The 21,686-nt window shown below is 42.0% G+C and carries 16 protein-coding genes and 1 pseudogene; 12 read left to right on the top strand and 5 right to left on the bottom strand.

The window, feature by feature from the left end; translation table 11 throughout:
• Positions 1-2: 2 nt before the first annotated feature.
• Together C2M33_RS08335 and C2M33_RS08340 are read left to right on the top strand one after the other, a co-directional pair.
• Positions 3-563 carry an HD domain-containing protein gene (locus C2M33_RS08335; protein ID WP_105174234.1) on the top strand — a complete coding sequence of 187 codons (561 nt, stop codon included), beginning with the start codon at positions 3-5 and terminating at the stop codon, positions 561-563.
• Between the two features lie 64 nt (positions 564-627).
• Positions 628-1,314, top strand: a complete 687-nt coding sequence (locus C2M33_RS08340) for a UTRA domain-containing protein (protein ID WP_105174235.1) — start codon at positions 628-630, stop codon at positions 1,312-1,314.
• 56 nt (positions 1,315-1,370) lie between these two features.
• Here C2M33_RS08340 and phnW read toward each other — a convergent pair whose 3' ends face one another.
• The 5 genes from phnW to C2M33_RS08365 form a co-directional block, all read right to left on the bottom strand.
• Entirely contained in the window at positions 1,371-2,465 is a 1,095-nt protein-coding gene (phnW, locus tag C2M33_RS08345) for a 2-aminoethylphosphonate--pyruvate transaminase (protein WP_105174236.1), read from the bottom strand.
• 140 nt (positions 2,466-2,605) lie between these two features.
• Positions 2,606-5,629, bottom strand: a complete 3,024-nt coding sequence (locus C2M33_RS08350; protein WP_063704853.1) for a TonB-dependent receptor plug domain-containing protein — start codon at positions 5,627-5,629, stop codon at positions 2,606-2,608.
• Between the two features lie 8 nt (positions 5,630-5,637).
• Positions 5,638-6,708 (bottom strand): FecR family protein, encoded by a 1,071-nt coding sequence (locus C2M33_RS08355; RefSeq protein WP_105174237.1) that lies wholly within the window; start codon positions 6,706-6,708, stop codon positions 5,638-5,640.
• Positions 6,705-7,259 (bottom strand): RNA polymerase sigma factor, encoded by a 555-nt coding sequence (locus C2M33_RS08360; RefSeq protein WP_105174238.1) that lies wholly within the window; start codon positions 7,257-7,259, stop codon positions 6,705-6,707. Before C2M33_RS08360 ends, C2M33_RS08355 begins: the two co-directional genes overlap by 4 nt.
• 77 nt (positions 7,260-7,336) lie before the next feature.
• Positions 7,337-8,227 carry a LysR family transcriptional regulator gene (locus C2M33_RS08365; RefSeq protein ID WP_105174239.1) on the bottom strand — a complete coding sequence of 297 codons (891 nt, stop codon included), beginning with the start codon at positions 8,225-8,227 and terminating at the stop codon, positions 7,337-7,339.
• Between the two features lie 104 nt (positions 8,228-8,331).
• Between C2M33_RS08365 and C2M33_RS08370 the strand changes: the two genes are divergently transcribed.
• The 10 genes and pseudogenes from C2M33_RS08370 (at position 8,332) to C2M33_RS08415 (ending at position 21,666) form a co-directional block, all read left to right on the top strand.
• Positions 8,332-8,985: a peroxiredoxin-like family protein gene (locus tag C2M33_RS08370; protein WP_105174240.1), complete on the top strand. Its 654-nt coding sequence runs from the start codon at positions 8,332-8,334 to the stop codon at positions 8,983-8,985.
• A 55-nt stretch (positions 8,986-9,040) separates the two neighbouring features.
• Positions 9,041-9,733 carry a haloacid dehalogenase type II gene (locus C2M33_RS08375; RefSeq protein WP_105174354.1) on the top strand — a complete coding sequence of 231 codons (693 nt, stop codon included), beginning with the start codon at positions 9,041-9,043 and terminating at the stop codon, positions 9,731-9,733.
• A gap of 201 nt (positions 9,734-9,934) precedes the next feature.
• Positions 9,935-11,140, top strand: coding sequence for an efflux RND transporter periplasmic adaptor subunit (locus C2M33_RS08380; protein WP_063704843.1), 1,206 nt, complete (start codon positions 9,935-9,937; stop codon positions 11,138-11,140).
• Between the two features lie 14 nt (positions 11,141-11,154).
• Positions 11,155-14,328, top strand: a complete 3,174-nt coding sequence (locus C2M33_RS08385) for an efflux RND transporter permease subunit (RefSeq protein ID WP_063704841.1) — start codon at positions 11,155-11,157, stop codon at positions 14,326-14,328.
• 105 nt (positions 14,329-14,433) lie between these two features.
• A complete protein-coding gene (locus C2M33_RS08390) occupies positions 14,434-15,027 on the top strand; it encodes a hypothetical protein (protein WP_063704838.1) in 594 nt (197 codons plus the stop codon).
• 84 nt (positions 15,028-15,111) lie between these two features.
• On the top strand, positions 15,112-16,170 hold the full coding sequence (locus C2M33_RS08395; RefSeq protein ID WP_105174241.1) for an agmatine deiminase family protein: 1,059 nt from the start codon (positions 15,112-15,114) through the stop codon (positions 16,168-16,170).
• A complete protein-coding gene (locus C2M33_RS08400; protein ID WP_054553061.1) occupies positions 16,163-17,056 on the top strand; it encodes a carbon-nitrogen hydrolase in 894 nt (297 codons plus the stop codon). The genes C2M33_RS08395 and C2M33_RS08400 overlap by 8 nt, the downstream gene beginning before the upstream one ends.
• A 29-nt stretch (positions 17,057-17,085) precedes the next feature.
• Positions 17,086-20,559 carry a transcription-repair coupling factor gene (gene mfd / locus C2M33_RS08405; RefSeq protein ID WP_105174242.1) on the top strand — a complete coding sequence of 1,158 codons (3,474 nt, stop codon included), beginning with the start codon at positions 17,086-17,088 and terminating at the stop codon, positions 20,557-20,559.
• Positions 20,559-21,391: pseudogene (locus C2M33_RS08410) on the top strand (CsiV family protein). The gene mfd and the pseudogene C2M33_RS08410 overlap by 1 nt, the downstream one beginning before the upstream one ends.
• 11 nt (positions 21,392-21,402) lie before the next feature.
• On the top strand, positions 21,403-21,666 hold the full coding sequence (locus C2M33_RS08415; protein WP_063706142.1) for a DUF3862 domain-containing protein: 264 nt from the start codon (positions 21,403-21,405) through the stop codon (positions 21,664-21,666).
• Positions 21,667-21,686: the final 20 nt, after the last annotated feature.

Raw genomic sequence — 21,686 nt, forward strand, 5'->3', positions numbered from 1 at the left:
AGATGACCATTACACACCAACAAACAATCACACGGATCCGTTATTTATTTGAGCAGTTTGGCTATCAACACTATGACGAAATTTGTACCCAGTATTCTCATGCAGCCCAGTGCGCTGGGCTTGCATTGCGGCAAAAATTAAGCGCCGATACTGTCGTTGCTGCATTTTTACATGATATTGGACATTTAATCGCACAGCAGCAAAATCTCACGATGACCAAGCAAGGATATGTGAATCACTGTGAGCTTGGCGCAATTTTTTTAAAAGAAAATAACTTTAATGATGCTGTTGTTGCCATGGTTTCTCAACATGTTCAAGCTAAACGCTATTTAGTCGCAAAGAATACAGGTTATGAGCAGACACTTTCGCCTGCCAGTACACTCACCTTGCAACAACAAGGTGGCCCTTTGTCGTTACAACAAGCTAATCAATTTGCAGCTCAGCCATATTTTGAAGAAATTTTACAATTAAGAGAACTTGACGACTGCGCAAAAGATCCAAATATGCACATTGAACCACTTTCTTTTTGGCTAAATTACTTAGATAACTATTTAATTTCATAATCAAACGTTATAAATCCCTTTATTATCAGTTAAGCTAAAGCTGTATTTAGCAAAAAGGCACGGTATGCTTTTATATCAACAAATCAGAAATTACATACATCAATTACTAAGCGAAGGGACTCTGAACACGGGTGACAAACTCCCTTCTGAGCGTTTGTTACAAGAACAATTTAACTCGACCCGTATTACAGTCCGTGAGGCACTACTTCGTTTAGAAGCTGAAGGATTGATCTATAGCCAAACGCGCCGTGGTTGGTTTGTAACACCAACAAAACTTAAGTGGAATCCTGCCACTAAAGTAAATTTTTATGAACTTGCAAAACAGCAAGGCTTTGTTGCTGATACCCAAGTGATTAGCCATCAAGAAATTAGCAATCATGATTTAAAAGCAGAATTTTCTGCATCAACTTTACATCATTTGCAACGTGCCCGCAGCCTTGATGAGCGCTTAGTAATGTTTGAAGATATTTTTTGTGATGCTGTGCGTTTTGATGGCCTTGCTGAACACAACCTAAATGGCTCGATAACACAAATAATGGCAAATCAATACGCAACAAATGTAGTCAATGAGCAGTGCGCTATAAGTGTTACTGTCCTTCCTGACGATGTAGCACAGGTATTGCAAAAAAATAGTGGTACACCCTGCTTAAAAGTAATTCGTAAACGCTTTGATGAGCTTGGCAGTTTAGTGGATTACAATATTGAGTATTGGTTGCATAATGCCATTGAGATGACTGTTGAAGGTCACTAAGGTAATAAATGAAAAAAGGCTTTGTTAAACAAAGCCTTTACACGGGTGAACATTCTTTATAACCAATATCTGCTGTTTGATATTACCTCAATTAAACGTGTAATATCGTTTTCGAAGACATGACCAATATTGCCAATTCTAAAGCAGTCAGCATCTGACACCTTACCCGGGTAAATAACAAACCCTTGTTTTTTAAGCAAAAAGTAAAACTCTTTAAAGTCATACCCATTCGCTGTTGGAGAATAAAATGAGGTGATAATCGGTGAATGTAAGCTCTCATCTAAGAGTGTTTGAAAACCTAAATCTCTCATCGCAGCCACTAAAAGTTGCTGATTATTTTTATAACGCTTATGACGTGCTGCAACACCACCCTCTTGTTCTAATTCAGTAAGAGCTTGATGAAATGCGCGTACAACATGTGTAGGAGATGTGAAACGCCATTTACCTTGGTTGTTCTCCATACACTGCCACTGTGCATATAAATCAAGTGACAACGAACGTGCAACCCCTTGTGATTCTTCAATTAAGTCTCGCTTGCAAATAACAAAGCCAAAACCTGGAACACCTTGAATACACTTATTAGATGAGCTAATCATTACATCAATGTGCCAATCTGCTAAGTCAAACGGTACGCCACCAAAGCTACTCATTGCGTCTAAAATATAAACTTTGTTATGGCGTGATAATAGTTCACCCACTTGCTTTGCTGGGTTTAGCATGCCAGTCGTCGTTTCGCAGTGCACCATAGCAACATGACTAATTTTTTCATCACTCAAGAGTGTTTTTTCTATGTCGTCACAGCTTGGTAGCTGAGTTTCAGTGTAATTTAAAACACAATGGTCAATGCCTAAATACTCAGCAATTTCAGCCATCCGTTTTCCATATGCGCCATTGTTTATTATCAATAACTTATGCTCTTTTGCGACTAAACTACCTAAAGCACTTTCTACACTCGCAGTGCCACTGCCCTGCATTAATGTACACGTATAATCAGTACTTTTTGTGGCCAAAGTTACAAGTTTGCTGCGAATAGCCTGTACAACACCTAAGTTATAATCGTCATCCCATGTACACCAATCCTTTAACATCGCTTGTTTTACCGTATCCGATGTTGTTAATGGGCCAGGAGTTAACAGTAAGTATTCATTCATTTTAATATCGCCTAAATCTGGTCTAGTCCAGATATTATTAGGGATTTAGCTTGATAAAAAAAGTGAAGTTTTTATGACTGCATTAAAAAAGGGCCTAACGGCCCTTTGCAAGTTAAATAATAAAGGAATCTAAAGGGAGTTTAGAACTTGTACTCTGCACCTACGTAGTAGTACGCACCGTTAAAACCAAATGGTGCTGAACGACGTGAGTAAGTGAATACACCTGGGCTTGAAACAATTGTGTTGCCGCTTGCATCAACAATCGTACCCGAGCGTGAATTACCAATGGTGTTCTTATCTGGGTAAACATCAAATAAGTTATTTGCACCAATGTTAAATGACAGATTTTCGTTAAAGAAGTAGTTAACTTTTACATCAGTTAATATTTCAGCACCGTATGTTTGACGGCCACCATCTTCAACTGTGTATTCGCCGTAACGGTTTAGAGAAAGGTTTACTGTCCAATCTTCTAAACGGTAAAGCGCACTTAAGTTAATGCGATCTTCAGGTTGCCATTCTTCAATAATTGATGTTTCTTGAGCAGAAAACACATCTTCTACCGGAATAGTCTCAAGGCCACTGCCTGATGGCGTAAATAAATCAACTACATCAGTTTTAGTGAAGTTAGCAGCAAAGGTGAAATCTAGCGTACCGCCAAGGCCTTCTGTGTTCCATGTGGCAACTAAATCAACACCTTCGGTTTCGGTGTCTGCACCATTTAAGAAGAACTGACCCGCACCTGCGCCTGAGCTTTCAAGTGCAGCATCTAGCGTATCTGATAAACCTTTACCTAAACGGTTTGAAATAACGATACGGTCGTCGATATCAATCGAGTAGTAGTCAATGGTTAAATTGATATTGTCGGTAACGTTATACACAATACCTAAACTACGGTTTTGTGACTTCTCTTCTTTTAACTTAGGAATACCTATTGATTGCGCTAAGGTACTGTCGTTTCTGAATGTACCTACTTGCTCAGCCACTAAGCTGCCATCATCACCTACAACGAACTGTGTACTTACGTTATTAAAGTAAAGTTGTTGCATCGAAGGCGCTCTAAAGCCTGTGCTTAGTGCACCACGTAAAGATACATCTTCAGTAATTGACCAATTACCCGCTAACTTAAAGTTAACTGTATCGCCAAAACCTTTGTAGTTATCGTAACGTACCGCACCTGAGATAATTACATCATCAATAACATAGGTTTCTGCATCCATGTAGAATGAGATCACATCGCGCGACTCATCAACTGATGATGCCGGATCTGAACCACCAAAACCTTGCGTACCGCTTGCAGCATCAACACTGCCTACCCCGCCATTTAAACCAGAATAGATGCTCACACCATCAACTGTGTCGTAATCACGATAAGCATATTCGCTACCTTCAAGAATACGGAACTCATCAGTACGAAGCTCAGCACCTAGTGCTAATGAGAAGTTATCGTAATCTTTGGTGTAATCAAGGTTGATTGTTTGAAGTGATAATTCAAGGCCATATGCATACGCTGAACGTGGAATCGTGGCACGAATTTCATCAGCCGTTAAACCTTGGTCATAACGAAGATAGTTAGCGTATGAGCCATTGATAGTGTCACTCGTTGTGTAATCAATGCTGTTTTCACCGTAGGTGTACGATAAATCAATGCTTGAATCATTGTCGAACGACTTTTTAAAGCCCACGTTGTAAGACACGTCATCAATAATAGTATTAATTTTCGGTAAGAAACCCATTGGAATGGTCGCATCACCATCTTGCAATACAGGGTTACCTGTAGCATTTGCGTTATGACGGAAAAACGCTGCAGATTCATTTTCACGATTCGAATAAGTGATAAAGCCATATAGCTCACCACCAGCAAGCTCATAGCCAGTGTTAATAGTTAAAGCAAATTGCTGTGAATCTGCATCACCAATTCTAAACGTATCACGAGGTGCCGTTAACTCACGCGGATCACCTGCTAATAGCGTACCGTCATCAAGTTCAGTACAGCCGTAAAATTGACACGAACCATGCAGGCCTGCACGGTTAGTCGGTGCACGGTCACGGTAGTTGATTGTAGTATTTAAATAACCATCATCACCAAGGGCAAAACCAGTGTTGAAATCAACATTGACTGTTTCACCATCACCTTCTGAATATTCACCGTAGTTAATCGCCGCTTTACCACCTTCTTCAGCGTCTTTTAATACGATATTAATTACACCCGCAATCGCATCTGAACCATATTGCGCAGCAGCACCATCACGTAATACTTCAATACGTTTGATTGCAGCAGCAGGAATAGCGTTCATGTCGGTACCTGCGGTACCACGACCTACTGACGTATTAATATGGATAAGGCTCGCTTGGTGACGACGCTTACCATTGATAAGAACTAAGGTTTGATCTGGCCCTAAACCACGTAATGTTGCAGGGCGAAGCGCGTCAGTACCATCACTGATAGACGAGCTTGAAAAGTTAAAAGACGGTGCGATAGCCTGAAGCATACGGCCTACTTCTGTTTGACCTGTATTCTCAAGTGCTTCGGCACTTAAAATATCAACCGGAACCGGTAAATCTTCAACCGAGCGACCTGCTACACGGCTACCGACAACGGCAATTTTTTCGATGTTTTTTTCTGCTGATTGATCTTCTGCGAACGCTTGCGTATTGGCGGCAAGCAGTAATGGCACGACTGCAGCGCTGACCCCTGATACTTTGATCATGTTATTATCTATCCTATCTACTTGTTTGAGTTTTATACTCAGCAAGCCTTGTTGATCAACAACCGCATCGAGCTCAGTGCCTTCTAACATCGCATTCAGTGCATCCAATTTGGTATAAAAACCAAATACAGATTGCGCTTGATATTGCTTTGCTAATTCGAAAGAAAAAATGACAGTTTGATCTGTTTGCTTTGCAAATTCGATTAACGCCAAATCAGCTCGTTGCGCTTTGATATCAAATTGCAGCATTTGTTTTTCAGCTGCTATTGCTATTTGGCCTGCTGTGAGGCCATAAATGACAATAGACGCTGGTAACAAAGGCAATTGCTTACTGCGCAATTTATACAAACAAGTGAGGAAGAAAAATCCGCTATGTAAATTTAACTTTTTTTTAATTAATTTTTTGTGACGAGAAGGTGGCGCACAATTAACATCATTACATTGGCGTATTCTCATAGGCAAAACTAACCTTTTGCAGCGATAGTTAAGCTAACACGATGTTCACCTAAACGTTGATGTTCTACACCTAAGTTGGCCTGTAAAGAATCAAGTAACCCCTTTATGTCGCCTGTTTTAAATACACCAGCCACTTTCAATGAAGCAAGTTTTGGGTCATTCAATTCAAAACGTGTAGCGGTATAACGACTCACTTCTTGCAAAGCTTCTCCAAGCGGTTCGCCGTTAAAGATTAACATTTCTTGTTGCCAAGCTAAGTCACGCTGTACGTCATCAACAGATAACTGTTTAATCGGCTCAGTTTTACTTTGTTTTATCAGTGCTTTCTCGCCTGAAACAACAACATTCGCGCGAAGTGCTTTGATATCAGCACTGTTATCCGAGGCATCTTTTAAACGATTAAAATCACTGGCATCAACCTGCGTACTCGGATCAGCAATCATCACCTTGCCCTCGGTCACCACTAACTCTAAGTCTGAAGCTGTATTTCGCTGCACATTAAACACGGTACCAAGAGCAGTAAATGATTTATCACCGGCAATAACAGTGAATGGACGACTTGCATCTTTAGCAACATTGAAGCGGCCTTCACCACGGCTCAAGATCAACTGACGGCGATCGCCGGTATAAGCAACTTCAAGTTTAGTATTGGTATTAAGCTGCACAATCGTGCTGTCGGGCAATACAAACGTGGCTTGCTCGCCCACTTTAGTGCGGTAAATTTTGCTAAACTTTGCGTAGTCGTTTTCTTCGTTCTGCCAATAGCTTGAATAAATGAGCATGATACAACCAAGCAGCATCGCCACTAAAAAGCTAGCCGCCGTTGCCATACCAAATACAGCGGGTTGTTTTTGCGGGGCTTTATAAGGAAATAAGCTACTTAACTCGTTAAGCACACTCATTTCATCCCATAATGTCGCAAGTTCAAATAAGGCCTCTTGATGAGCCGCACTTTGATGAGCCCATAAATGTATTTGGCTCACTTCATCTTTCGATAAACCACGATCAATTGCACTGATCCATTGGCTCGCTTGCTCTTGAATCATTTCTTTTGATGAAAATGGGTGAACATTACTCATTTGTTCACCTCTTTTGCAGTGAACTCTGTGGTAGGGCTATATGCCTGAGGTTGTACATCGTGTGATTTCATTGCTCGGTGAACATGTAATAAGCCTTTGGCTATGTGTTTTTCAACAGTACTTTCGCTGAGTTCCATTTTAGCAGCAATTTCCTTTTGGCTTAAGCCATAGACTTTTTTTAATATAAAACATTTTTTTACTTGCGGGCTTAATTCGTTAGTTACTCGGCAAAAAAACAAAAAGCGCTCTTTAGAGGTTACTTCATCTTCAAGTGCCATAGAACGCATGTGATGTTCAACTTGTTGTTGTTCATCTAACGATTCTTTGTATTTATTGTCCCATTTAGCAATGTGATTGAGTGCTAAATGTTTAGCCGTTTTCAGCATATAACTGTGAGTGTATTCGATATTTTGTTTAAGATCTGCTTCATAACTTTTTATAAACGTCTCTTGCACAATATCTTCTACATCATCAGGGCTGACGATACGTGATACAAAGCGCCTAAGTTTGCTCGATATCTCGGTAAAAGCGGTGATAACCCCCAGTTTGATCTGTCATCCTTAACTCACCTTTATTATATTTTTATTGCTTTAGGGTACGAGATTTCAGTTTAATTACAAGCCATTTGTTAAGTTTTTGTACCTTCGGTAAACAAAGATTTCATAAACTCATAAAAAACCTCTGTTTTGCGCGTCACTAGGCTGTTTTGTGGTTTTAAAAACCATACAGGCGCGTCAGCATCAACAAGGCTATTAGGGAGTATTTCGATTAACCGCCCTTCTGCTAAATCATCTTTAATTGCAATATATGATTTAATGGCTATGCCATGACCTGCAATCGCAGCCTGCGTCATGTTATCTGAGTTAGATACGGTAAAACGCGTTCTCGCATTATAATTAACTATTTGGCCACCCTCGTTAAGTTTAAGCTGTCGCTGCCATGGCAAGCATACCCAGTAATGCGCTTTAAGATCAGAGACCGTTTTTGGTAGCCCATATTTTTCAATATAGCTTGGGGCTGCACACAAAATACGAGAGTTACTAACAAGCTTGCGTGAAAGCAGGTTTGAATCTGCCAACTGACCTACTCGAATAGCTACATCTTGGGCATCATCCACAATATTCACAAATTGGTCTGTGATCATAAAATCGAGTTTCAAGTCAGGATATTGCTGTTCAAAATGACCAAGCTCTGGCATCACAAATTTTGAGAAGACCCAAGGCGGCATAGTGACTCGTAAAAGCCCTGTCACCGCCGAACCTCGTGCGCCAATTTGATGCTCAGCATCATACAGAGCCTCTAAAATGGCCCCAGCACGTTGGTAAAACAGCTCTCCTGCTGGTGATAAGCGTATTCGCCTACTATCACGAAACAGCAACACAGTACTTAATGCTTTTTCTAATTTACTTAAGCGATGACTAACCGTAGCGGGTGAAAGGCCTTGTGCTTTAGCGGCGGCAACCACCCCTTGGTTTTCAACTATGGCAATAAAGGTTTCTAAATCACATAAACTGTACATGGCTTGATTCAATATTTTCGAATTTAGGTTTCAGTTTTGCATTGTATATATAAAAATTTAAAACTCTATACTTACTACAAATAATCAAAATGATTGGAGTATGTATGTCTTTAAAAACCCAAATCGATGCATTTGAAGTGCAAAAGAAAGCCAATGTCCCTGCTGATATCCTAAATTTGATGGATGTCACGACTGAAAAGCTGATTGCTGAACAATTAAGTGAACATGCTTTAAGAGTGGGTGATAAGTTTCCAGCATTTGAATTACCCGATAGCAAGGGTAAACAAATTAGCTCAACAGAATTGTTATCGAAAGGCTCGCTGGTGCTGAGCTTTTACCGTGGTGGTTGGTGCCCATATTGTAATTTAGAGCTTCGCGCACTTAATAACATGCAGCAAGCATTTGCAGATCAACATGCCCAATTAGTTGCTGTTTCTCCTCAACTACCCGATGAATCACTGTCGACTCAACAGCAAAACGAGCTGGCATATACGGTGCTTTCTGATATGGCTAACTCATTGGCTAAAAAGTGTGGTTTGGTTTTCACGTTAGATGAGCGCTTGATCCCTATTTATGATCAGCTAGGCTTAGATATTCCTAAAGCCAATGGTGACGATAGCTACGAATTACCATTACCGGCAACTTACGTAATTGATAGCCAAGGGGTGATTCAATTTGCATTTGCTCATGAAGATTACACACTAAGAGCGGAGCCTTTAGATGTTCTTAACGCAGTTAAAGCAATTAACCGTGTTTAGTAAAGCCCTTTTTAGTCTCGTTTTATTGCTAACCTTAACTTTCTCGGGAGGCACAATGGCAGCGTCGCAAATCCAAGCAAAACCAAAGGTAATTGTGTTTGATGTCAATGAGACCTTGCTTGATCTTGAACAAATGCAAAGTTCAGTCGCTAAAGCACTCGATGGTAATACCCAGTTATTGCCGCTTTGGTTTTCGACCATGCTGCATCACTCATTAGTGAGTACGGTATCGAATGATTATCATGACTTTGCTGACATAGGCGTTGCCGCGCTGATGATGGTCGCAAGTAATAATCAAATTTCGTTAACCAAAGAGCAAGCTAAGCAAGCGATTGTGCCGCCGCTTTTATCTTTACCTGCGCATAGCGATGTTAAACCCGCATTGGCACAATTAAAGCAAGATTATAAACTAGTCAGCTTTACCAATTCGTCAAATAATGGTGTCAAAGCGCAGTTTCAACATGCTGGCTTAACAGATTACTTTACTCACCGTTATAGTGTTGAAGATATTAAAGTATATAAACCCGATCTGCGCGCTTACAAGTGGTTGCTTGAACAATTAAATGTAGCGCCTCACGAAGCTTTAATGGTTGCAGCACATGGCTGGGATGTGGCAGGCGCTAAAGAAGCAGGAATGCAAACAGCGTTTATCGCAAGACCCGGTAAAGCCCTTTACCCATTGGCTAAGCAACCAGACTACATCGTTAAAAATCTTGAAGAGTTAGTCCTATTGCTTACTCAAAAGTAAGAAGCGATTTAATCTGTCTATCAACGCAAAGCGAAAATGCTTTGCGTTTTTTTGTGTCCAATAAAAAAGTAAACTACAGGGTGTACCTTTCTCTTTTTTGGGTATAAACTAGACGACAAATGAATATACATAGTTACGTCTGTCATGTTGATAGACTACTTTTTATGTATACCTACTTAACAATTGGACTGTGGAGTAAACATGCGTCTGCCTTTCGCACCTGCCAAATTATCATTATCTGCGTTGTTATTAGTTTCTGCTCCTTTGCTATTGCAAGGTTGTTCTGAAGCGCCACAGCAACAACAGGGTCAAATGCACCCCGCTGCTGTCGCGACTATGACAATGGAAACACACGATGCACCTTTTACTATTGAGCTGCCAGCGACGCTGTCTGGTTCAAAAGAAGTTGAAGTTCGTGCCCGTGTCACCGGTATTCTTGAATCACGCAACTTTGAAGAAGGTCAGCGTGTAGAGCAAGGCCAATCATTATTTACAATTGACCTAGAACCTTATCAACTTGCAGTTGATCGTGCGCAAGCTGCACTTGATGGTGCAAAAGCAGCGCTTGTTCAAGCTGATCGTGACGTTAAACGATTAGCTAAACTACGTGCCGAAAAGTCCGTTTCACAACGTGACTACGATAACGCAAGCTCAGCCAATGATATTGCAAAAACTGATTTAGCCGCAGCAAAAGTTGCCTTAAAAGAAGCGCAACTAAACCTTGAATATGCGCAAGTAAAAGCCCCTGTCGCAGGAGTAATGGGACGTGAGTTTGTCTCTGAAGGAACGTATGTTTCTGGTCCAGATTTATTACTGACTCAAATGACTCAGTTTGATCCTATTCGTATTCGTTTTGGCTTATCAGAGCGTGAACAACTGCAAATGCGTCAAGATGTTAAAAATGGCTCACTGACGTTACCAGAGCAAGGCCACTGGCAAACACAAATTAAACTTCAAGACGGTTCTTTATATGGACAAACCGGTGAAGTTAACTTCTCTGATGTGCGTATTAATCCAAACACAGGTACCAGTGAGTTTCAGGCAATTATTCCTAACCCTGATTTTCAGCTTCGCCCGGGCCAATTCGTTCGCGTTGAGTTAAGTGGTGCAGTACGTAAAAACGCTTTCATCGTGCCGCAACGTGCGGTCCTTGATAACGGCACTGGTAAGTTTGTTTATGTTGTAAGTAAAAACGAGCAAGGTATGGATGTCGCTTTACCTGCCCCTGTTACTGTAGGTGAGTGGATCAAAAAACCAGAAAATGAGCAATACCAAAACTTTTGGTTAATTCGCAGTGGTTTAAAAGAAGGCGACCAAGTTATTGTTGATGGCATGGCACGTATTTTCTTCCCGGGTATGCCAGTCAATGTTGGCAAACCTGCCGCTAACCCAAGCCACGCAGAATAAGCACAGGGAGTCTTATGTTTTCTCGTTACTTTATAGACAGACCCATTTTTGCGTTTGTTATATCTATTGTTATTGTGCTTGCGGGCCTTGCTGCGATGCGCAGCTTACCTGTGGCGCAATATCCTGAAATAGCACCTCCGGTTGTACAGGTAACCGCAGCCTACCCAGGTGCATCAGCTGATGTACTTGAGCAAACGGTTGCCACACCAATAGAAAATGCTATTACCGGTGTTGAAGGTATGATGTATATGTCATCAACGTCAACCAGTGCAGGTTCAACGACCATCGAAGTTACTTTTGAAATTGGTACTGATGTTGACCAAGCAGCCGTTAACGTAAACAACCGTGTTAAGCAGGTTGAAGCCCGTTTACCTGAAGAAACACGCCGCCAAGGTGTGGTTGTTCAAAAAGGTTCTTCTAGCTTTTTACAAGTTCATGCCTTCTACTCACCAGATGGAACACGTTCAAGTTTATGGACATCAAACTATGTCACTATGAACGTCCTTGACCGTGTTAAGCGTATACCTGGCACCACCAGTGTACAAATTTTTGGTGCCAAAGATTACGCAATGCGCATTTGGCTGCGCCCTGATGTAATGAGCCAGTTAGGCGTCACTGTTGAAGAAATTGCAGGGGCAATTCGTGTACAAAACTCGCAATACGCGGCAGGTAAAATTGGTGCCACACCTACTACGCAATCTCCACAAGAGCTTGTTTATAGTGTGACTGCACAAGGGCGTTTGTCTGAGCCTGAGCAGTTTGAAAATATCATTATTCGTTCAAACACAGACGGCAGTAGCTTACGCTTAAAAGACGTTGCCCGCGTTGAACTTGGCTCAAAAGATTATAACTTCAAAGGGACGATTAACGGTAAAGAAGCGGTACTGTTAGGTATCTTCTTGCAACCTGGTGCTAACGCCCTTGATGTAGCCGAAGAAGTAAACAGTGTTATTGAAGAAATGAAAAGCCAGTTCCCTACCGGTCTTGCTCATTTAACGTCATACGACACAACCCGCTTTGTTGAAGTATCAATTCGTGAAGTTGTAAAAACACTGCTTGAAGCCATGGTATTGGTATTCTTAGTGGTGTATTTATTCTTACAAAACTGGCGCGCGACCCTAATACCGACCCTTGCAGTGCCAGTATCACTACTAGGCACATTTGCCGGCATGTATATGCTGGGATACTCAATTAACTCACTCACCTTATTCGGCATGGTGTTGTCGATTGGTATTGTTGTTGATGATGCCATCGTGGTTCTCGAAAACGTTGAGCGTATCATGCACGAAGAAGGCCTAGGTGCCAGAGACGCCGCCGTTAAAGCGATGGGCGAAGTAAGTGGCCCTGTAGTAGCCATTGTTTTAGTACTTTGTTCAGTGTTTGTGCCAATTGCGTTTTTAGGTGGCTTAACCGGTGAGTTATTCCGTCAGTTCGCTATTACTATTTCGATTGCTGTGAGTTTATCGGGTATCGTTGCGTTAACGATGACGCCAGCGCTTTGTGTGCTTATTTTAAAGCAAGAACACAAGCAAACTGCCCGCTTCTTCCTATGGTTCAACAACATGTTTACCAAGATCACAGGCCGTTATGTCGGTGCTGTTGGCTTTATGGTGCGCCGTGGCCTGTTAGGACTGATCTTAATGACGGGTATGATTGCCGCTACAATAGGCCTTTGGCAAAACACCCCTGGTTCGCTTGTGCCAGATGAAGACCAAGGTTATTACATCTCTGCAATTTTCTTACCTGACGGTTCATCACTTGAGCGCACAGAGCAAGTCACACAGCAAGTTGTAGAGGCCGTGCAATCAAACCCAGCGAACGAAAACGTGGTGGCGTTTACCGGTTTTGACTTTATTGGTGGTGGTTACAAAAACAGTGCTGCAACCTTATTCGTAACTCAAAAGCACTGGGATGAACGTGAAGTTGATACCAAGGCGCTGGTGCAAGAGCTATTCATGAAAACAGCGGGTATTAAAGAGGCACTCGTGCTTGCCTTTAATCCGCCTGCAATTTTTGGTTTAGGTAACACCGGTGGTTTTGAGTTCTACATTCAAAACAAAGGTGATAGCGACCCAGACAAACTTCAACATGCAATGCAGTTGATGACAGCTGAAGCACAAAAGAGCCCTATCATTAGTGGCCTGCAAACACTTTGGCGCCCTGATGCACCGCAGCTACGTGTTGATGTTGACCGTGAACAAGCACGTGCTATGGGTGTCGAAATTGATGATGCGTTCACTGCCCTTGCGGGTAACTTAGGGACTTATTACGTTAACGACTTCAATAAATTTGGTCGCGCATGGCAAGTACTGATGTCTGCAGATGCTGAATTTAGAATGAAGCCTGACGACATTGGTCGTATCTATGTTAAAAACAACCAAGGTACTATGGTGCCACTTTCAGCCTTTACTACTATCGAGTATAGCCGTGGGCCTGAAAACCTAAATCGTTATAACAACTTACCTGCGGTTAAACTGATGGGTAATGCAGCACCGGGTTACAGTTCGGGTCAAGCTATTGCTGAGGTTGAGCGTATTGCGCAAGCCGTTTTACCACCTAATATGACTTACGAATGGACAGGTTCTGCATTCCAAGAAAAACGTAGTTCGGGCACCACTGGGATTGCCTTAGGCCTTGCTGTGATCATGGTATTTTTGATTCTAGCAGCGCTATATGAGCGTTGGTCACTGCCGCTTTCAGTCATGCTTGCCCTGCCATTTGGTACCTTTGGTGCGCTTATAGCGGTTTGGGTCGTTGGAATGACAAACGATGTGTATTTCCAAATTGGTCTGGTAACACTTCTTGGTCTTGCTAGTAAAAACGCGATTCTTATCGTTGAATACGCCTTGATGAAACATCAACAAGGCTGGAGCGCAAGTACTGCTGCACTAGAGGCTGCACGGTTACGTTTTAGACCTATCATTATGACTTCACTTGCATTCATTTTAGGCGTAGTACCTCTAGTATTGAGTTCTGGCGCAGGTGCAGGTGCACGTCATAGTGTTGGTACCGGTGTAATGGGCGGTATGATGGCCGCAACATTCCTGGCCGTATTCTTTGTGCCACTGTTCTTTTATTGGTTAACGGCGCGTAAGTTAACTGAAAAACGTTCAAGACAAGAGCTTGCTGATGAGATAGCGAAACATCATCAACAAGAACATGTCAAAACCCAAGAGGGTAACCTGTAAAAAATGAAGGGCAAACAATGAGTTTGCCCTTTTTTTTGATTATTTGATTACTAGCAATTTACTGCTTCGAACGCTAGTATTAAGGAAAGATGTGTGGAGTGCAGCATGAATAATCAAAAATTAGCCGAATTTGAACAGTTTTTTCAAATCAATGAGAGCAATCGCGTCAACTTATACGCCGTTGAACCTGAAGCTGTGCCAAAAACCAATGCTGAACTCGAAGCTGATATCCCTGCTTTATTTAAACTTGCTAACGAAGTAAACGAACTTGAGCAAACCACCTTACGCCCTCTTCGTAACCTAGGTGATGTAGCTCAAGAGTTAGCGGTGTTCTTACAAGCCCAGTCACGCAAAATTGATTTAATTATGAGCCACATTCTAGCCTCTGAGCAGCCTGAAGATAACGCTAACTATTGCGATAGCTACGGTGGTGGCGGTGTAAAACTAACTTCAACAGAAGTGTATGAATTGGGTCAAACATTTCGTACTAAGTTGTTCTTGCAGCACGAAGCATCTGCCATTTATTGCTATACCGAATTAGTCGCCATTGAAAAGTGTGATGATGATAAATACCAATACACATTATTGTTTACAGCGATTCGAGATGCTGACCAAGATTTAGTCGTAAGAGCTGCGTTGCATGCTCAAACGCGCCAACTAAAAAAACGTCAACAAGAAAACAAGCAACAAGACAGTTAAAAATCACGCTTTATCGCGTACAAAAAGCTGACATCTATGGCTAAAATGCTAAACTAGCCCCACCTTAGTTTGTTTATTACCTTCATGAAATTTAGACTTTTACCTGAATGGGCTGAGCAAGATGCCGTCATGCTTACTTGGCCACACCAAGATACTGATTGGGCAGCAAATTTAACTGCTGTTGAGCCTGTGTATGTAGCACTTTGCCAAGCAATAAGCCAACAACAAGATGTTGTTATTGTGGCTCATGATAATGCGCTTAAAGCACATATTGAGACATTACTTGAAAACGCAGAAGTTGATGCTAAACGCATTCACTTTGTGGTGACACCGTGTAACGATACTTGGGCACGCGACCATGGTCCATTAACCTGTGCGAATATTGATGACGCAACAGAATTAAAAGTAATGGATTTTATTTTTAATGGTTGGGGCAATAAATTTGCAAGTGAACTTGATAACCAAATTAATCAAGTGCTTGTAAAACAAGTCGCTAATCCTAAAAATGGTTATCAGCAAAGTGAACTGGTTCTTGAAGGCGGTGGCGTTGAAATCAACGAACACGGTGTGCTACTCACAACGAGCGAGTGCTTGTTAAACCCAAATCGTAACCCAGAACTTACAAAAGCAGATATAGAAAAAACGCTGGTTGAGCAACTAGGCGCTACGTCGTTTCTTTGGGTTGATCACGGTTACCTTGCGGGTGATGATACCGACAGCCATATTGATACGCTGGTACGTTTTGCTCCAAACAACACCCTCGTTTATGTACAGTGTGATGATAAAGATGATGAGCACTTTGCAGCCCTTGATGCAATGGAAAAGCAACTGCAATCATTTAAAACAGCTGAGGGTGAAAACTACTCACTGATTGCCTTACCTTGGCCAAAAGCAGTGTTCAATGAAGATGGTGACAGACTACCTGCCACATACGCTAATTATTTAATTATCAATAAAACCGTTTTAGTACCAATTTATGGTGATGAAAACGACCAACTTGCGCTTGGTCAGGTTGCCAAAGCATACCCAGATCACACTGTGGTGGGTATTAATTGTGTGCCAATTATTCACCAATTTGGCAGCTTACACTGTATTACAATGCAATTACCGCGCGGCTTTTTAGCAGGAACAAACAATGACTAAACCAACGCATTTAAAGGTTGCTCTTGTTCAGCAATCAAACACCGATAATGCTCAAGACAATATGGCAAAATCTATTGCTGGTATTCGTGATGCAGCAAGCCAAGGCGCTAAGCTTATTGTTCTTCAAGAGCTACACCGCAGTTTATATTTTTGCCAAACCGAAGATGTAGACGTTTTTGATTTAGCAGAAACAATTCCAGGTCCAAGTACAGACACCTTAGGCGCACTTGCCAAAGAACTCAATGTGGTGATCGTGTCATCATTATTCGAAAAGCGCGCTACAGGGCTTTATCACAATACTGCTGTGGTACTTGAAACTGACGGGAGCATTGCCGGTAAATACCGTAAAATGCATATTCCTGATGACCCAGGTTTTTACGAGAAGTTTTACTTCACACCGGGTGATTTAGGTTTTGAGCCTATTCAAACCTCTGTCGGTAAATTAGGCGTATTAGTGTGTTGGGATCAATGGTTCCCAGAGGCGGCACGCTTAATGGCAATGGCTGGTGCTGAAATTTTAATTTACCCAACAGCCATAGGTTGGGACCCGCGTGATGAAAAAGACGAACAAACTCGTCAAAAAGACGCGTGGGTTATTTCACAACGCGCTCATGCAGTTGCCAATGGCGTACCGGTGATCAGCTGTAACCGTGTTGGCCACGAAAGTGATCCAAGCGGTCAAAGTGAAGGTATTCAGTTCTGGGGTAACTCGTTTATCGCGGGCCCTCAAGGTGAAATTTTAGCCGAAGCAAACAACAGCGATGAGCAATTATTGGTTGTAGAATTAGACCAAGCACGTAGTGAAAACATACGTCGAATTTGGCCTTACCTTCGTGATCGTCGTATCGATCACTATCAGGACTTAACCAAGATTTATCGAGACTAAGCAGTAAAAACAGTTTAAAGGAGTAGTAAATGGCGTTTGCGCAATGGGCAGCATTGCCTTGGGTAAAATCTGAAAAAGATAAAATTCAATGGGGACAACTTACCGGTAGCGGGCTTAGCATCGCTATCGCAGAAGGTGTAAAACAACACAACGAGCTGGTTGTGATTGTCACCCCAGATACGCCGAGCGCCCTACGCCTTGAAACTGAACTCGAATTTCTATTGCCTAAAAACCCAGTCATGGTCTTCCCTGACTGGGAAACGCTACCTTATGATCATTTTTCGCCGCATCAAGATATTATTTCAGCGCGCTTAGCCACCTTAAATACCTTAAAAAAAGAACAACAAAGCGTATTAATCGTGCCAGTGTCGACCTTAATGCTGCGTACAGCCCCTGCTTCGTTTATTTATGGTTCAACCCTTAACTTTAAAGTGGGTGATACCCTAGATACGCACACCCTACGTGAAAACCTTGAACAAGCGGGCTATTTACATGTACAACAAGTGATGGAGCATGGTGAATACGCGATTCGCGGCTCTATCGTTGACTTATACCCTATGGGTAGCCCTCACCCATTTCGTTTAGACTTTTTTGATGATGAGCTCGACAGCATTCGTTTATTTGATGTTGAAAGCCAACGTTCAGATGAAAAGGTCGACAAAATTGAGTTACTACCAGCTCACGAATTCCCAACTAACGACGCTGACATTGAGCGTTTTCGTATCAATTATCGTGAACAATTTGGCGCAAGCTCAGAGCAAGACTCAATTTATATGCAGGTGACTAAAGGAACCTGGCCTGCCGGTATCGAATATTATATGCCACTTTTTTTTGATGGATTGGCAACCATCTTCGATTACTTACCAAGCAATACGACGTTTATGCATTATGGCGATATTGAACATGCTGCTGATCAGTTTTGGCACGATGTAAATGTTCGCTACGAAAACCGCCGTGTTGATCCACTCAGACCACTTCTTGAGCCAATTAAGCTATATCAAAGCGTTAATGAGCTGTTTGGTGAATTTGCTAAATACGCACGTATTCGTTTATCGCAAGCCAAGTTAGGCACCAAAGCGGGTCATACAAACCTGGCTAGTAAAGAGCTGCCCAATGTTCGTATTGATCATAAGTTACATGAACCGTATCAAGGCTTAATAAACTACGTTACTAGCGAGAAAAAACAAAAAGGACGTGTACTGCTCTCGGTTGAATCGGACGGCCGCCGCGAATCATTACTCACCTTATTAAAACCAAGTGGTTTAAAGCTCAAAGAATTTGAATCGTTTAGCGATTTTACCAACAGTTCGAGTGATGTTGGCCTTATCGTTTCGCCACTAGAGCAAAGTGTGGTGTTAGACGGCAAACCGCGTTTAACTATAATCACAGAGCAAGAATTATTAGGCATTAAGGTCTCGCAACGTCGACGCCGTAAACACAAATACGAAGCCAGCCAAGATGCGCTGATTCGTAACCTTGCTGAGCTACGCGAAGGCCAACCGATTGTGCACCTTGATCATGGTGTAGGCCGCTACCAAGGCCTTGAAACTATCGATGCTGCCGGTGTGATCACTGAATTTGTTACGATAATCTACGCTAACGAGGCAAAGCTATACGTGCCCGTTTCTGCATTACATATGCTTAGCCGCTATTCTGGTGGCGAAGAGGCCTCTGCCCCGCTCCATAAATTGGGCTCCGATGCATGGGAAAAAGCCAAGAAACGTGCCGCTGAAAAAGTCCGTGATGTGGCTGCTGAACTGTTAGATATTTACGCAAAACGCCAAGCTAAACCGGGCAACCAATTTAAGCTTGATGGCAGTGCTTATCGTCAGTTTAGCGACAGCTTCCCATTTGAAGAAACTGACGATCAACGCAACGCCATTGAGTCTGTGCTCGGTGATATGCAAAGTAAGCAAGCGATGGACCGTCTAGTGTGTGGTGACGTTGGCTTTGGTAAAACTGAAGTGGCAATGCGTGCAGCTTTTGTGGCCGTAAACGATAACAAGCAGGTTGCGGTACTTGTACCCACCACACTGCTTGCACAGCAACACTATGAGAACTTTAAAGACCGTTTTGCTGATTTACCAATTGAGGTCGGTGTTTTATCACGCTTTAACTCAACCAAAGAGCAAAAAGACACCCTCGATAAAATGGCTGAGGGTAAAATAGATATCGTTATCGGTACTCACAAGCTAATTCAACAAGATATTCAATTTAAAGATTTGGGCTTATTGATTGTTGACGAAGAGCACCGTTTTGGGGTGCGTCAAAAAGAAAAAATCAAAGCATTACGTGCCGATGTCGATATTTTAACGCTCACAGCAACCCCTATCCCACGTACATTAAATATGGCAATGAGTGGCATGCGTGATCTATCAATTATTGCCACACCGCCTGCGAAACGTTTAGCGGTTAAAACCTTTGTTAGACAAAGAGATGCAGAGCTTATTCGTGAAGCAATTCTGCGTGAAATTAAACGCGGTGGTCAGGTGTATTTCTTACATAATAATGTTGAAACCATAGACCGAGTTGCTGAAGAAATCAGTGAATGGGTCCCTGAAGCCAGCGTAACAACCGCACATGGTCAAATGCGAGAGCGCGAGCTTGAGCAAATTATGAGTGATTTTTATCACCAGAAATATAACGTGATTGTGTGTACCACCATCATCGAAACTGGTATTGATGTACCGACTGCCAACACCATTATTATGGATAGAGCAGATAAACTCGGTCTGGCACAACTGCATCAATTGCGTGGTCGTGTTGGCCGAAGCCATCACCAAGCGTATGCCTACCTTCTCACTGGTAACCCAAAATCACTTAGTAAAGATGCGGTTAAACGCCTTGAAGCGATTGAATCGCTGGAAGACTTGGGTGCAGGTTTTGCGCTCGCAACTCATGACTTAGAAATTCGTGGTGCCGGTGAGCTGCTTGGTGATGACCAATCAGGTCAAATGCAAACCATAGGTTTTAGTTTGTATATGGAAATGCTTGAGCAAGCGGTCAACTCGCTCAAAGAAGGTAAAGAGCCAACCCTTGAGAACCTACTCGGTCAGCAAACCGAAGTGGACTTAAAGCTGCCAGCGTTATTGCCTGATGATTATATTCATGATGTCAACGTACGTTTAGGTATCTATAAACGCATTGCAAGCTGTGCTAACCTCAATGATATGGACGAGTTACAGGTAGAGCTGATTGACCGTTTTGGTCTGCTGCCTGACGCCACTAAAAACTTATTCAGTTTGCAGCAATTAAAACTGCAAGCCAGTCATATTGGCATTAAAAAGATTGAAGCAAACCCGAAAGGCGGCTATTTTGAGTTTAGCCAGCATACAAAGGTTAACCCTAGCTTCATTATAGGTTTGATACAAAGTGCACCGCAGGTGTATAAAATGGATGGCGCAAATAAACTGCGCTTTGCAATTAGCGAAGCCAACGCTCGCGAACGCTTAAAAATGGTCACTGCAATGATTGCAGATTTCGAGAAAAAGGTTAGCCATTAATGTTGTTTAGAAATAGTTTACTACTGCTTTGTTGCTTATTTACAAGCTCGTCATTTGCAGCACGTTGGTTCGAAATAGAAGTTCTTATTTATAAACAGCGCCCGGCCCCCTATTTACAGGAAGATTTCAGTTTAAAACACGATGAAATCAACGCTAAGCGTAGCAAAGATCTATTAACTCCTGCATACACAGCGCAAGCGAAACAAGCATGTATTGAGGGTGATAGCCGCTTTGCAGTGATTCTTTCACGGATTCTTTAGTGAATAGCAATCCTCACTCAAACGTGTGTGATGACAGTGTTGATTTTTTAGCAAGCTATAATCAACTGCCTGTTACACCTGTTGTTGAACCCCGTGAAGACACAGACGAAATATATTTAATTGCACCAGAACAATTACAGTTTGTTGAGCAAAAAAATCAGCTTGATAGAAAAGGCTTAACGCCCATTTTGCACACAGGCTGGCGTTTTCCTGAAATGAGTGAAAAAAGAGCACCGAGTATTCGCCTATTTGCCGGCGATCACTTAGCAAAACACGCAAGTCCAGTAGAGAGTGAAAATAACGATTTTATTAGTTTAGTCGGCCCTACTGAACGCTATATTCCTGAACAATTACAACATGTACCTGAGTGGGAATTAGACGGTTTAATGAAGATTTATGTTCGTCATTACCTATTCATCAATGCTGATTTTGATATTAGTCAGCGTTTAGAAAACGGTGATTACGAAAAGGCACGTTTTTCACAATTTAAACGTGTGATCAGTAACGAGATACATTATTTTGATCACCCACGAATGGGAATGATCCTTCAAATAAGACGCTACAACCATTAATGGATACAATTATGAAAAAATATATGGCAATTGCAGCAGCGGCTGCAGCACTTACTTTAGCGGGTTGCTCAAAAGTAAATTTAGAGAACTACGAAAAAATTGAAATTGGCATGGATAAAGCTGAAGTAGAAGCGATTTTAGGCTCTGCAGATAAGTGTGAAGAAAAAACACTACACACTAACTGTATCTGGGGTAACAAAGATAAAAATATCGAAATTACGCTAGTATCAGACAAAGTATCGCTTTACAGCAAAACGGGTTTAGACGCTAAATAAATCCGAGTGGGTGGCTAAAG

Source organism: Pseudoalteromonas sp. T1lg122 (assembly GCF_002964825.1).
GTDB classification, from domain to species: Bacteria; Pseudomonadota; Gammaproteobacteria; order Enterobacterales; family Alteromonadaceae; genus Pseudoalteromonas; species Pseudoalteromonas gelatinilytica.

Coding starts and splice junctions, on each gene's coding strand:
- C2M33_RS08395 (WP_105174241.1), top strand. CDS start 15,112: ATGAAATTTAGACTTTTACCTGAATGGGCTGAGCAAGATGCCGTCATG.
- C2M33_RS08385 (WP_063704841.1), top strand. CDS start 11,155: ATGTTTTCTCGTTACTTTATAGACAGACCCATTTTTGCGTTTGTTATA.
- C2M33_RS08365 (WP_105174239.1), bottom strand. CDS start 8,227: ATGTACAGTTTATGTGATTTAGAAACCTTTATTGCCATAGTTGAAAAC.
- C2M33_RS08340 (WP_105174235.1), top strand. CDS start 628: ATGCTTTTATATCAACAAATCAGAAATTACATACATCAATTACTAAGC.
- C2M33_RS08370 (WP_105174240.1), top strand. CDS start 8,332: ATGTCTTTAAAAACCCAAATCGATGCATTTGAAGTGCAAAAGAAAGCC.
- mfd (WP_105174242.1), top strand. CDS start 17,086: ATGGCGTTTGCGCAATGGGCAGCATTGCCTTGGGTAAAATCTGAAAAA.
- C2M33_RS08400 (WP_054553061.1), top strand. CDS start 16,163: ATGACTAAACCAACGCATTTAAAGGTTGCTCTTGTTCAGCAATCAAAC.
- C2M33_RS08390 (WP_063704838.1), top strand. CDS start 14,434: ATGAATAATCAAAAATTAGCCGAATTTGAACAGTTTTTTCAAATCAAT.
- C2M33_RS08415 (WP_063706142.1), top strand. CDS start 21,403: ATGAAAAAATATATGGCAATTGCAGCAGCGGCTGCAGCACTTACTTTA.
- C2M33_RS08380 (WP_063704843.1), top strand. CDS start 9,935: ATGCGTCTGCCTTTCGCACCTGCCAAATTATCATTATCTGCGTTGTTA.
- C2M33_RS08375 (WP_105174354.1), top strand. CDS start 9,041: ATGGCAGCGTCGCAAATCCAAGCAAAACCAAAGGTAATTGTGTTTGAT.
- C2M33_RS08355 (WP_105174237.1), bottom strand. CDS start 6,708: ATGAGTAATGTTCACCCATTTTCATCAAAAGAAATGATTCAAGAGCAA.
- C2M33_RS08335 (WP_105174234.1), top strand. CDS start 3: ATGACCATTACACACCAACAAACAATCACACGGATCCGTTATTTATTT.
- phnW (WP_105174236.1), bottom strand. CDS start 2,465: ATGAATGAATACTTACTGTTAACTCCTGGCCCATTAACAACATCGGAT.
- C2M33_RS08350 (WP_063704853.1), bottom strand. CDS start 5,629: ATGAGAATACGCCAATGTAATGATGTTAATTGTGCGCCACCTTCTCGT.